This is a genomic window from Cupriavidus sp. OV096 (genome assembly GCF_900115455.1).
Classification (GTDB): Bacteria; Pseudomonadota; Gammaproteobacteria; order Burkholderiales; family Burkholderiaceae; genus Cupriavidus.
On the sequence record NZ_FOWM01000003.1, the window covers coordinates 262,803 to 275,026 of the forward strand.

At 68.1% G+C, this 12,224-nt stretch carries 14 protein-coding genes; 9 read left to right on the forward strand and 5 right to left on the reverse strand.

From position 1 onward, the window contains the following. Positions 1-12: 12 nt before the first annotated feature. From BM115_RS08500 to ftsB, 3 genes are all read left to right on the forward strand, one after another. Positions 13-303, forward strand: coding sequence for a DUF1330 domain-containing protein (locus BM115_RS08500; protein WP_092292631.1), 291 nt, complete (start codon positions 13-15; stop codon positions 301-303). Between the two features lie 76 nt (positions 304-379). Then, positions 380-1,669, forward strand: a complete 1,290-nt coding sequence (eno, locus tag BM115_RS08505) for a phosphopyruvate hydratase (RefSeq protein ID WP_092292633.1) — start codon at positions 380-382, stop codon at positions 1,667-1,669. A 165-nt stretch (positions 1,670-1,834) separates the two neighbouring features. Next, positions 1,835-2,176 (forward strand): cell division protein FtsB, encoded by a 342-nt coding sequence (gene ftsB / locus BM115_RS08510; RefSeq protein ID WP_092292635.1) that lies wholly within the window; start codon positions 1,835-1,837, stop codon positions 2,174-2,176. Between the two features lie 24 nt (positions 2,177-2,200). Here ftsB and BM115_RS08515 read toward each other — a convergent pair whose 3' ends face one another. The 3 genes from BM115_RS08515 to BM115_RS08525 form a co-directional block, all read right to left on the reverse strand. Further along, positions 2,201-2,542 carry a hypothetical protein gene (locus tag BM115_RS08515; RefSeq protein ID WP_369823395.1) on the reverse strand — a complete coding sequence of 114 codons (342 nt, stop codon included), beginning with the start codon at positions 2,540-2,542 and terminating at the stop codon, positions 2,201-2,203. Between the two features lie 103 nt (positions 2,543-2,645). Further along, the gene (locus BM115_RS08520; RefSeq protein WP_177219876.1) at positions 2,646-3,653 is read right to left on the reverse strand and encodes an Hsp33 family molecular chaperone HslO; all 1,008 of its coding nucleotides are present in this window, start codon (positions 3,651-3,653) and stop codon (positions 2,646-2,648) included. Positions 3,654-3,713: 60 nt separating this feature from the next. After that, positions 3,714-4,238 carry a gamma carbonic anhydrase family protein gene (locus BM115_RS08525; RefSeq protein ID WP_092292639.1) on the reverse strand — a complete coding sequence of 175 codons (525 nt, stop codon included), beginning with the start codon at positions 4,236-4,238 and terminating at the stop codon, positions 3,714-3,716. A gap of 169 nt (positions 4,239-4,407) precedes the next feature. Between BM115_RS08525 and BM115_RS08530 the strand changes: the two genes are divergently transcribed. Continuing rightward, on the forward strand, positions 4,408-5,274 hold the full coding sequence (locus BM115_RS08530) for a ferritin-like domain-containing protein (protein WP_092292641.1): 867 nt from the start codon (positions 4,408-4,410) through the stop codon (positions 5,272-5,274). Here BM115_RS08530 and BM115_RS08535 read toward each other — a convergent pair. After that, a complete protein-coding gene (locus BM115_RS08535; protein ID WP_092292643.1) occupies positions 5,263-7,014 on the reverse strand; it encodes an acyl-CoA synthetase in 1,752 nt (583 codons plus the stop codon). The genes BM115_RS08530 and BM115_RS08535 overlap by 12 nt on opposite strands. Before the next feature lie 159 nt (positions 7,015-7,173). On the opposite strand from BM115_RS08535, the gene BM115_RS08540 reads away from it, so the two are divergent. Beyond that, positions 7,174-8,067, forward strand: coding sequence for an alpha/beta fold hydrolase (locus BM115_RS08540; RefSeq protein WP_092292645.1), 894 nt, complete (start codon positions 7,174-7,176; stop codon positions 8,065-8,067). A 20-nt stretch (positions 8,068-8,087) separates the two neighbouring features. Here BM115_RS08540 and BM115_RS08545 read toward each other — a convergent pair whose 3' ends face one another. Then, positions 8,088-9,155 carry an NAD(P)/FAD-dependent oxidoreductase gene (locus BM115_RS08545; RefSeq protein WP_092292647.1) on the reverse strand — a complete coding sequence of 356 codons (1,068 nt, stop codon included), beginning with the start codon at positions 9,153-9,155 and terminating at the stop codon, positions 8,088-8,090. A 151-nt stretch (positions 9,156-9,306) separates the two neighbouring features. Between BM115_RS08545 and BM115_RS08550 the strand changes: the two genes are divergently transcribed. The 4 genes from BM115_RS08550 to BM115_RS08565 all read left to right on the forward strand — a co-directional run bounded on the left by BM115_RS08550 (position 9,307) and on the right by BM115_RS08565 (position 12,166). After that, the gene (locus BM115_RS08550; protein ID WP_092293295.1) at positions 9,307-10,152 is read left to right on the forward strand and encodes a 3',5'-nucleoside bisphosphate phosphatase; all 846 of its coding nucleotides are present in this window, start codon (positions 9,307-9,309) and stop codon (positions 10,150-10,152) included. 40 nt (positions 10,153-10,192) lie between these two features. After that, positions 10,193-10,828, forward strand: coding sequence for an L-threonylcarbamoyladenylate synthase (locus BM115_RS08555; RefSeq protein ID WP_092292649.1), 636 nt, complete (start codon positions 10,193-10,195; stop codon positions 10,826-10,828). 67 nt (positions 10,829-10,895) lie between these two features. Further along, a complete protein-coding gene (locus BM115_RS08560) occupies positions 10,896-11,561 on the forward strand; it encodes a site-2 protease family protein (RefSeq protein ID WP_092292651.1) in 666 nt (221 codons plus the stop codon). Between the two features lie 5 nt (positions 11,562-11,566). After that, positions 11,567-12,166, forward strand: coding sequence for a class I SAM-dependent methyltransferase (locus BM115_RS08565; protein ID WP_092292653.1), 600 nt, complete (start codon positions 11,567-11,569; stop codon positions 12,164-12,166). Positions 12,167-12,224: the final 58 nt, after the last annotated feature.

The following is a 12,224-nucleotide window of genomic DNA, read 5'->3' on the forward strand; positions in this document are numbered from 1 at the left end:
CGGAGATCGCCCATGGCCGCCGGCTTTATCATCGCGTACGTCGACGTGACAGACCCCCAGCAATACGAGCAGTACAAGGTGCTTTCCACGCGCGCCATGCAGGCGCACGGCGCCGAGGTGCTCGTGCGCGGCGGCAAGACCGAGCCGCTCGAGGGGGAATGGGCGCCCACGCGCGTCGTGCTGCTGAAATTCCCGAGCTATGAGGCCGCCAAGACCTTCTACGCGAGCGAGGAGTACCTGGCCGCGCGGGAGTCGCGCGCGCACGCGGCGAAGATGAACATGATCGTTGTCGAGGGCGCCTGACCATCGTCGGCATGATTTGTCACGGTTGGCGGGCATTCTTGCGCAGTCACCAGATTCAACAGTCCAGAGAGGAAATATGAGTGCAATCGTAGATATCATCGGTCGCGAAGTTCTCGACTCGCGTGGCAACCCCACGGTCGAGTGCGACGTGCTGCTGGAATCCGGCGTGATGGGCCGTGCGGCCGTGCCGTCGGGCGCGTCCACGGGTTCGCGGGAGGCCATCGAGCTGCGTGACGGCGACAAGTCGCGCTACCTGGGCAAGGGCGTGCTGAAGGCCGTCGAGCACATCAACACCGAGATCTCCGAAGCCATCATGGGCCTGGACGCCTCCGAGCAGGCGTTCCTGGACCGCACGCTGATCGAGCTGGACGGCACCGAGAACAAGGGCCGCCTGGGCGCCAACGCCATGCTGGCCGTGTCGATGGCCGTGGCCAAGGCCGCTGCCGAGGAAGCCGGCCTGCCGCTGTACCGCTACTTCGGCGGTTCGGGCGCGATGCAGATGCCGGTGCCGATGATGAACATCGTCAACGGTGGCGCGCACGCCAACAACAGCCTGGATATCCAGGAATTCATGATCATGCCGGTCTCGCAGACCAGCTTCCGTGAAGCCCTGCGCTGCGGCGCCGAAGTCTTCCACGCGCTCAAGAAGATCCTGGCCGACAAGGGCATGTCCACGGCCGTGGGCGACGAAGGCGGCTTCGCGCCGAATTTCTCGTCGAACGAGGAATGCCTGAACACGGTGGTGCAGGCCATCGAGAAGGCTGGCTACAAGGCCGGCGAAGACGTGCTGCTGGCGCTGGACTGCGCCGCCACCGAGTTCTACCACGAGGCCGAGGACGTCTACCAGCTGGAAGGCGAAGGCCTGAAGCTGTCGTCGACGCAATTCGCCGACTACCTGGCCAACCTGTGCGACAAGTTCCCGATCGTCTCGATCGAGGACGGCATGGCCGAGGGCGACTGGGAAGGCTGGAAGACGCTGACCGAGAAGCTGGGCGAGCGCATCCAGCTGGTGGGTGACGACCTGTTCGTGACCAACACGAAGATCCTGAAGGAAGGCATCGACAAGGGCATCGGCAACTCGATCCTGATCAAGATCAACCAGATCGGCACGCTGACCGAGACCTTCGCCGCCATCGAGATGGCGAAGCGCGCCGGTTACACGGCCGTGATCTCGCACCGCTCGGGCGAGACCGAGGACAGCACGATTGCCGACATCGCCGTGGGCACCAACGCTGGCCAGATCAAGACCGGCTCGCTGTCGCGTTCGGACCGTATCTCGAAGTACAACCAACTGCTGCGCATCGAGGAAGACCTCGGTGACATCGCTACGTACCCGGGCAAGAGCGCGTTCTACAACCTGCGCTAAGTCCCGAATCTCCCCCTCCCGCCCCGGGAGCGGGGAGATCTCCCCCGCCGCGACACGTTCGTGTTGCAGAGTGTTGCGTTTTTTCAGGCCGATAATTTTGCATTCTTCGGCCGCATAAGGGATCATTGTGGCGGTCGTCAATCTGACGATATCCAATTTGCCCCAATGCGTCTGATTTCCCTGCTGCTGTTCGTGCTGCTGCTCGCCATCCAGTATCCGCTCTGGCTGGGGAAGGGCGGCTGGCTGCGCGTATGGGACCTGAACCGCCAGGTGCAGGAACAGACCACCCACAATCAGGCGCTCAAGCTTCGCAATGCCAAGCTGGAAGGGGAAGTCAGCGACCTCCAGGACGGCACCGGTGCGATCGAGGAACGTGCCCGCTACGAGCTGGGCATGGTGAAGGAGAGCGAGGTGTTCGTGCAGTTCGTGGCCCCGGCCCCGAAGGTCAGCGCCACGCCGCCGCTACCGCCGCCGCCGAATTCCGTTGCCGGCAAGGGCGGTCACTGAGTCGGCTTCGACGCGTTTATCGGCCTACCACCCATACGGGTAGCCACCCCAGCCGCCACCCCAGTATCCCGGGCTGCTCACGCCCACGCCGCCGCCCCAGCGGCCGCCACCCCACCCACCGTAGTACAGACTCCAGTTCGTGTTCGGATAGGCGTACGCCCATGCCTCGGCCTGCTGCTGCCGGGCGATGGCCGCTTCCTGGTCGCGCAGGATCTGCTGGTTCAGTTGCGTCAGCGACTGGCTTTCCTCGGGCGTGATCGGTGCTGGCGGCACGCCGTTGGGCATCAGCCGGGCCGTGGCCGGCGAGCCGTTGATATCGCGCGGCACGGGAGACGCGCAGCCTGCCAGCAGCGCCATGGCCAGCATCGCCACAGCGCCCGCCGGCCCGAGGCGGGAACAGGAGGATCGGGGGCGATGGTCGGCTTGCATGGCGGTTGTCCTCAAATCATGGATTCCGGGCGGGGGCGGCTCAGTGTTGCTGGTGCGCGCCGTCGCCGGCACCGGTGGCCACGGGCGCGGTGAACAGTTGGGCGCTGTCCACGGGGTCGAATTCATAGCGCTGGCCGCAGAAGTCGCAGTGGATCTCCACGTGGCCGCGCTCGGCGATGATGCTCTCCACCTCGGCCTGGCCCAGCGACTGGAGCATGCCCGCCACCTTGGCGCGCGAGCACGAGCACTGAAAATGCGGCGTCATCGGCTCGAAGACGCGCAGCCCGGTGGCCTGCAGGTCTTCCCAGAACAGGCGGCGCAGCAGCGTGTCCGGCGACTCCACCAGCAACTCCTCCTCCTTGAGCGTGGCGCCGAGCTGGCAGGCGCGGTCCCAGGTGTCGAGGTCCTGCGCGCGGCCAGCCTCGTCAAGTGCCGCGCCGGTCTCGCCCACTTCCATCGTGCCGCCGTACGACGGCAACTTCTGCAGTAGCATGCCGGCCGCCACCTGGTCGTTCGAGGCGAGCCACAGGCGCGTGTCGAGCTGCTCGGACGCCTGCATGTAATGCTCCAGCACCGCGCCGATCGACGACAGCGGGCCGTGCTCGTCCGACAGCGGGACGATGCCCTGATAGGCCTGCTGGCCCGGCAGCTTGTCCTGCGGGTCGAGCGTGATCGCAAAGCGGCCCTGGCCGTGCACGTTCACCATCTGCCTGAGCGTGGCGTCGTCGGCGATCTCGACGTCTTCGGCGATCTTGGCCGTGGCGCGCATCGAGAGGTCCGACAGGCATTCCACCACCAGCATCCGCACCGGGCCGTCGCCATGCAGCTGCATGACGAGTGCCCCGTTGAACTTGAGATTGGCTGACAGCAGCGCCGCTGCCGCCATCATCTCGCCCAGCAGGCGCCGCACCGGCGCCGGATAGGCATGGCGGTTGAGCACCTCTTGCCAGGTGGCCTCCATGCGGACCAGTTCGCCGCGCACCGGGGCGGCGTCGAACAGGAATTTCTGAAGGGTGTCGGGATTCGAGGTTGCGGTCACGTTCGTCATCTATCTAGCGGTAAGGCGCGGGTTGCGGGCGCGCGGGCGGGGCCGCGCGCTGGTATGTCATCAGTCGATGCGCTTCAGGTCGGTCTTGTACATCGCCTGGCGCTTCGCGTAGGTCTCGGCGTTGCGGTAGAGGTTGGCCACGTCGGCATCGGTCAGCTCGCGCACGACCTTGGCCGGCGCGCCCAGGATCAGCGAGCGGTCCGGGAACACCTTGCCCTCGGTCACCACGGCGCCGGCGCCAACCAGGCATTCCTTGCCGATCACGGCGCGGTTCAGTACCACGGCCTGGATGCCGATCAGCGACCCTTCGCCCACGGTGCAGCCGTGCAGCATGGCCTGATGGCCGACGGACACCTTGTCGCCCAGCGTCAGCGGCGCGCCCGGATCGGTATGGAGCACGGAGCCTTCCTGGATGTTGGTGTCTTCGCCCACCACGATCGGTTCGTTGTCGCCACGGATCACCACGCCGGGCCAGGCGCTTGCGCGCGCCTTGAGCGTCACGTTGCCGATGATGGTGGCTTCGACGGCCACGTAGGCATCGCTGTGGATGGTCGGGGCGAGGTCGCCGATCTGGTAAAGCGCCATGGGGTCTCCTGGGTCCTGCCTGAGGCAGTGGGGCTGATGATGCGATCTGAGGTAATTGGGGATGGCCGCCGCGATTAAAAGAGCACTGAAGGGCGCGCGCACCCCGGCGAACCGGCGTGGTGACACGCTGCGACGCTCTACAATGGCGACTCCCCGGAATTTTACGCCTATGCCAGTCACCGCACCCGCCGCCGGCCTCGATTTGCCGCATGCCCGCCTGCTACGCCACCGCGCGCTGGAAGTGCTATGCATGACCGATGCCAGGGCGAAGGCCGATGCGGCGCGGGCGCTGTTCGAGGCCGTGGTGGCCGCAGAAACGGCCGGGCAGGGCATCGGCGATACGGATACGGCACTCGCTCCCGCTGCCGGCCTGGCCTTGCCGGGCCGGCCCGCGCGCCCGGAACTGGTGCCGCCCCAGAAGGTGGAGCGCCGCCGCTCCCTGCGCACCCCGGCGGGGCGGGCGGCGATGATTCATGCCCTGTGCCATATCGAATTCAACGCGATCAACCTCGCGCTGGATGCCGCGTGGCGTTTTGCCGGCATGCCGCCGCGTTTCTATCGCGACTGGCTCCAGGTGGCGAGCGAGGAGGCCCTGCATTTCACGCTGCTGGCCGACCATCTGAGCACGCTGGGCGCCGAATATGGCGACTTCCCGGCGCATAACAGCTTGTGGGAGATGTGCGACAAGACCGCCGACGACGTGCTGGCGCGCATGGCGCTGGTGCCGCGCACGCTCGAGGCACGCGGGCTGGACGCCTCGCCGCCGGTGCGGGCGAAGCTGGCCGAGGCCGGCGACGAGGCCGCCGCCGCCATCATCGACATCATTCTGCGCGATGAAGTGGGGCACGTGGCCATCGGCAACCACTGGTATCGGTGGCTGTGCGCGCAGCGCGGGCTGGACCCCGTGCCGACCTACGCGGTGCTGTCCGAGCAGTACCGCGCGCCCCGGCTGCGCGGCCCGTTCAACCTCGAAGCCCGCCGCGCGGCGGGCTTCGACGAGGACGACCTGGCCTGGCTGGAAGCCTCAGCCGGCTGAGGTGGGCGCCGGCGCCCCCCCGGCTGCTTTCGCTTTCTCCTGCTCCTGCAGTCGCAACACCCGCCGCTGGATCTTGCCGGTGGTCGTCATCGGCAGTTGATCGATGAATTCAATCGCCTTGGGATACTCATAGGGGGCTAGCTGTCCCCGAACATGCTGCTGCAATTCGGCGATCAGCGCGGCGTCGTTGTCGAACGAGCGCGCCACGGCCGGGGTCAGTACGATAAACGCCTTGACGATGGCCCCGCGCTCGGGGTCCGGCGACGGCACCACCGCACAGTTCGACACCGCCGGGTGCTTGAGCAGGCAGTTTTCGATCTCGCTCGGCCCGATCCGATAGCCCGACGACTTGAACACGTCGTCCGCCCGGCCCTGATACCAGAGATAACCGTCCGCATCCATGCGGGCAAGGTCGCCTGTGCGGCACCAGCGCAGGCCGTCCAGCTCGGTGTACTTGCCCGCCGTGGCGGCCTCGTTCTTCCAGTAACCGAGGAAGAAGACCGGGTCCGGATGCCCGTGGATGTCGGTAGCGCAGACCGCCACCTCGCCGTCCTCGTCCGGCGCGCAGGGGCGGCCCTCGTCGTCGATCACGGCCACGCGGTGGCCCGGGTAGGGGCGGCCCATCGAGCCCGGCCGCGCCGGCCAGCCGAGGCGGTCGTCGTCATACTGCGCGGTGCAGTTGCCGACGATGTAGTTGATCTCGGTCTGGCCGAACATCTCGTTGACGATGACCCCGAGGGCGTCGCGGCACCACGAGAACACGGTCTCGCCCACGGCCTCGCCGGCACTCATGACCGCGCGCAGCTTCAGCCGGTAGCGCGTGGACGGGTCCGGGCACGCCTTCATCATCTGCTTGAGCGCAGTGGGGAACAGGAAGGTGTTGGTCACGCCATAGCGTTCGAGCAATTCGAAGGCACGTTCGGCGGAGAACCGGCCCTGATAGCCGACGATGGGCTTGCCGAAGTACAGCGCCGGCATCAGCGCATCCCACAGGCCGCCGGTCCAGGCCCAGTCGGCCGGGCTCCAGAACACGTCGTCGTCCTGCGGATACCAGTTCTGCGAGCAGACGAAGCCGGTCAGGTTGCCGATCAGCGCCCGGTGTGGCAGCAGCGCGCCTTTGGGCGGCCCGGTGGTGCCGCTGGTGTAGATCAGCACGGCGGCTTCGTCGGCCTTGGTCTGCTCGGCCGTGAAGGTAGGCAGTTGGGCGGCCAGCAGGGCGTCCCAGTCCAGGTCGCCCCGGCCCGTGGCGGCGCCGGCGCCAATCACGGTGCGCAGGGTGGGGCAGTCCGGGCGGGCGGCGAGCAGGTTGTCGATGGCGGTCTCGTCGGCAATCGCCACGCGGGTTTCGCTGTGGTCGATGCGGTACGAGAGGGCCTCCGGGCCGAACAGCATCGACAGCGGCATGGCCACGGCACCCAGCTGGTAGACCGCCATGCCGGCGATCACGGTCTCGATGCGCTGGGGCATGACGATGGCCACGCGGTCGCCCCGGCCCACGCCCAGCGCGCGCAGCGCGCGGGAGAGCCGGTTGGCCTCGGCCTGGATATGGGCGTAGGTGTAGGCGTCGCGTCGCCCATCCTCGTGCTCGGTGTAGACCGCCACGCGGTCCATGGTGGCCGGGTCTCGGGCCCAGCGGCCGCAGCAGACATCGGCCAGGTTGAAGTGCTCGGGCACGTTCCAGCGGAACGTGTCATGAAGCGCGCGATAGTCATCGCGGCGCGTAGCCGGCAAGGCGGTCATCCGGTTGTCTCCGATGTTTTTGCGGCGTCAGGCCGGGCGGATCGCTATAATCGGCCAGGCGAACGATCGTTCTATTTTTATCCAGGCTGCCGCGCGGCCCCCCATCCGCCGCGCGCCCGAGAAGACCTGGCAATACAGAGACAGAAGGGTAGAGACACCATGACCATCACGGAAACCTCGCGTTCCGAATTTATCACGCTGCGCGGCCTGCGCACGCACGTTCGCCACTGGGGCACGCCCGGCGCGCCCAAGCTGTTCATGCTGCACGGCTGGATGGATGTGGCCGCCTCGTTCCAGTTCCTCGTCGATGCGCTGGCGCGCGACTGGCACGTGATCGCCATGGACTGGCGCGGCTTCGGCGAGACCGACCTGCCGACGCGCTACCCGGGCACCACGTCCTACTGGTTCCCGGACTACGTGGCCGACCTCGAGGCGCTGCTCGATCACTACCAGCCCGAAGGGCAGGTGGATCTGGTGGGCCACAGCATGGGCGCCAACGTGGTCTGTATCTATGCGGGAGTGCGTCCGCAGCGCGTGCGGCGCGTGGTGGATCTGGAGGGCTTCGGCCTGACCCGCACCCGACCGGACCAGGCGCCGGGCCGGCTGGTGCGCTGGCTGGACGAACTGCGCGCGCAGCCGGAGCTGCGCACCTACGAGAGCGAGGCCGCCGTGGCGGCGCGCCTGCAGAAGACCAATCCGCGCCTGCCCGACGATCGCGCCGCCTTCCTGGCCGCGCACTGGTCGCGCCGCAACGCCGAGGGCCGGTGGGAGATCCTGGGCGACGCGGCCCACAAGATGACCAATCCCATGCTGTATCGGATCGACGAAATCATGGCGATCTGGGCCAAGGTGGAAGCCCCGGTGCTACACGTGGAGGCGCGGGACTCCGCCACGCTCCAGCACATCGCCCACAAGCAGCCGCTGGACGAATTCCGAGAGCGCTTCCGCGCCTTCCCGGACTTCCGCGAAGTCACGGTGGATGACGCCGGGCACATGCTCCACCACGACCAGCCGCAGGTGGTGGCGCAGCTGATCGAGGAATTTCTCGCTTGATGACGAGTCGGGATGAAGCCTCACGCGTGCGTGAGCTTCTCCTTGAGCGCGGCGTTGTTGCTGGTGTGCACGTGCACCAGCGACTTCTCCGGCAAGGCGTAGTGGTACGCCTTGCGCAGCGCGAGCGCGGCCTCATGGAAGCCGGAGAGGATCAGCTTTTGCTTGTTCGGATAGAAGCAGATGTCGCCGGCCGCGAAGATGCCGCGGCGCGAGCTTTCATAGGTGGTGGTGTCCACCATGATGCGGCCCGCGCGCATGTCCATGTCCCACTGGGCAATCGGCCCCGGCTCGGACACCAGTCCGTACAGCGCTACGAGTTCGTCGGCGGGCAGCGTCTGCTCGCCGTCGCGGGTCTTGATCGTCGCGGCGGTCAGCCGGTCGGCGTCATCGGTCTGCAGGCCGCCGAGCATACCGACGACGAAGTCCATCTCGCCGGCCGCCACTGCCGCGCGCATCGACGCCACGGTGTGGTCGGCGGCGCGGAAGCCCTCGCGCCGGTGCAGCAGCGTCACGCGCCCGGCCACCTTGCGCAGCGCGAGCGCCCAGTCGAGCGCCGAATCGCCGCCTCCGGCCACGATCACACGGCGGCCGGCAAAGCGCGAGGTGTCGCGCACGGCGTAGTGCAGGTGCCGGTCCTCGAGCGCGGCGGCCTCGGGCAGCGCCACGCGCTGCGGCGCGAAGGCCCCGGCGCCGGCGCAGACCAGCACTGCCGCCACGTCGAAACGCTTGCCGGCGTCGGTGGTCACCAGCAGGCGCGGATGGCCGTCGGCGCTGGCGTGCTCGCTGACGCTGTCGGCGCGCTGGCTGAAGTGCATCGGGAACGCGAACGGCGCGCATTGCTCCATCAGCCGGTCCACGAGGTCCTGCGCCAGGCAGCCCGGCACGGCCGGAATGTCGTAGATCGGCTTCTCGGGGTAGAGCTCGGTGCACTGGCCGCCGGCCCGGTCGAGCACGTCGATCAGCTCGCATTTGAGCCCCAGCACGCCCGCCTGGAACGCGGCGAACAGGCCGACCGGCCCGGCGCCGACGATCAGCACATCGGTCTGCGTGGTTTCTTGGGGAGCGAGCGGGGAGGGCGTGGAAGACATGATCGAGGCAGGTGCGCGGCGGGCGCCAGGTGGCGCGCGGCGCATGGGGGAGCGGAACAAGGCCCCATCATACCTTGCGTGCCTTGGGAATCCGGGCACGCCACCGTTGGCGGCAGGGCTAAAAGACCCTGCCAGGAGTAGAATGAAGACCATGCAAAACCCGCACGCCATCAACGCCGATCTGCACTGCCACTCCACCGTGTCCGACGGGATGCTCGCGCCACGTGACGTGGCCGCGCGCGCCCATGCCGGTGGCGTGGCTTTCTGGGCGTTGACGGACCACGACGAGGTGGGCGGCCAGCGCGAGGCGCGCGACGCCGCCGAGGCACTCGGCATGCGCTATGTGCCTGGCGTGGAGATTTCGGTCACCTGGGCCGGCCAGACCGTGCACATCGTGGGCCTGCAGATCGATCCCTTCCATCCGGGCCTGATCGACGGCCTGGCCCGAACCCGCGACGGCCGCGCCCGGCGCGCCCAGGATATCGGCGAGGCGCTGGCCAAGGTCGGCATCCACGATGCCTACGCCGGCGCGCTGCGCCATGTCGGCAATCCTGACCTGATCTCGCGCACCCATTTTGCGCGTTGGCTGGTGGATGAAGGCTATTGCGCGACCATCAGCGACGTATTCAGCGAATATCTGTCCGATGGCCGCCCCGGCTTCGTGCCGCACCGCTGGTCGAAGCTGTCCGAGGCGATCGGCTGGATCCGTGACGCCGGCGGCGTCGCTGTGATGGCCCACCCGGGCCGCTACAACTACACGGCCACCCAGCACGACGCGCTGTTCGACGAATTCACCCAACTGGGGGGCCGCGCCGTGGAGGTCGTGACCGGCAGCCACACGCCCGACCAGTTCCGCCGCTATGCCGATGTGGCGCGCCACTACGGCCTGATGGCCTCGCGCGGGTCGGATTTCCATGGCCCCGGCGAGGGCCGGGTCGATATCGGCACGCTGCCGCCGCTGCCATCGGACGTTACCCCGGTCTGGCACGACTGGTAGCCGTCCGCCCGCCCCGCCTTCCGCCCCCGACGATCCCTGAATGTCCCAGTACTTCGAGATTCACCCGGTCAACCCGCAGCTGCGCCTGATCAAGCAAGCCGCGCAGATCCTGCGCCAGGGCGGGCTGATTGCGCTGCCGACGGACTCCAGCTACGCGCTGGCCTGCCCGCTCGACGACAAGACGGCCGTGGAGCGCCTGCGCCGGCTGCGCGGCATCGACGACAAGCACCATCTGACCCTGATGTGCAGCGACCTGTCCGAGTTGGGCAACTTCGCGCGCGTGGATAACCGCCAGTACCGCTGGATCAAGGGCGCCACGCCGGGGCCGTACGTGTTCATCCTCGAGGCGACCAAGGAAGTGCCGCGCCGGCTGTCGCACCCAGCCCGCAAGACCATCGGCGTGCGCGTGCCCGACCATGCTGTGCCGCTGGCGCTGCTGGCCGAACTGGGCCAGCCGATGATCTCGGCCACGCTCCAGATGCCCGGCGATGACGAACCCATGAACGATCCGGCCGAAATCCGCGCCCGGCTGGAGAAACAGCTCGACCTGGTGGTGGACGGCGGCCCGGCGCCGGCGCAGCCGACCACCGTGATCGACCTCACCGGCGGCGAGCCGGAACTGGTGCGGCTGGGCCGGGGCGATGTGGAACGCTTCGGGCTGTCCGCCACGCTTTGAAAATCGGCCACGCTTTGACACAAACCGGACAGCCTGCGGGCGCCATTGCACGGATAGAATAGGGCACATGGATTCCTCGCTCATCCAGACCGTTGCGGTCTACGCCCTGCCAGTCTTGTTCGCCATCACGCTGCATGAGGCCGCCCACGGCTATGTGGCGCGCTTTTTCGGCGACGACACGGCCTACCGGCTCGGTCGCGTCAGCCTGAACCCGATCCGGCATATCGACCCGATCGGCACGGTGGCGGTGCCGCTGCTGCTGTATTTCCTGACCGCCGGGCAGTTCGTGTTCGGCTTCGCCAAGCCGGTTCCGGTAGTGTTCGGCCACCTGCGCAACCCGCGCTGGCATGGCATGTGGGTGGCCCTGGCCGGCCCGGCCAGCAATCTCGTGCAGGCGTTCATCTGGGCGCTGGTGGTGATCGGGCTGGCCTGGGCGCAGGTCCAGGAGCCGTTCTGGGGCCAGATGGCGCGCGCCGGGGTAATCGTCAACGTGGTCGTGGCCGCCTTCAACCTGTTTCCGATCCCGCCGCTGGACGGGGGACGCGTGCTGACCGCCTTCCTGCCGCAGCGCGTGGCGGCGGCCGTCAGCCGCATCGAGCCGTATGGCATCTTCGTGGTGCTGGCGCTGGTGGCGGCGGGCGTGATCACGCGGGTCTGGATGCAGCCGGTGATGAGTCTGCTGCTGTCGGTGGTCGAGCTGATGCTCCGGCCGATCATCCTCCTGCTGCAATAAGCGCCATGACGCTCGCGCACGCGCCACTGGGCGCGCCTTCGTCGTGGGTGACCCGCTGGGCCCACCTGATCCGGCCGGGCGGCCGCGTGCTCGATCTCGCCTGTGGCAGCGGGCGCCACGCGGCCTGGCTGGCGGGGCAGGGGTTTGACGTGCTGGCCGTGGATCGCGACGCCGAGGCCGTGGCGGGGCTGCCCGCCGGCGTGGTGGGCCGGGTGGCCGATCTCGAGCAGGACGGCTGGCCGCTGGGGGACGTGACTGACGGGGCGGACGGGGCGCCGCTGGACGCCATCGTGGTCACCAACTACCTGCACCGCCCCCTCTGGCCGCACCTGCTGGCGGCGCTGGCGCCTGCCGGGGTGCTGATCTATGAAACATTTGCAATTGGTAACGAAACCGTCGGCAAGCCGTCCCGGCCCGACTTCCTGCTGAAATCGGGCGAATTGCTCGACATGGCGCGCGGAACCCTCCGCGTGGTGGGGTACGAGGACGGGGTGGTAGAAGTGCCGAAAACGGCGTTCGTCCAGCGGATTTGTGCCGTGCGCGAGTCCACGGGCGGCGCGCCGGGCACCGCGCCACCGCGCTACAGGCTGCCGGCGCGGCCCTAGGCTGGCCGGTCGGGCGGTGCGCCCGGCCCGTGTCAGCGCGCAGGGCGCTTCACACGTT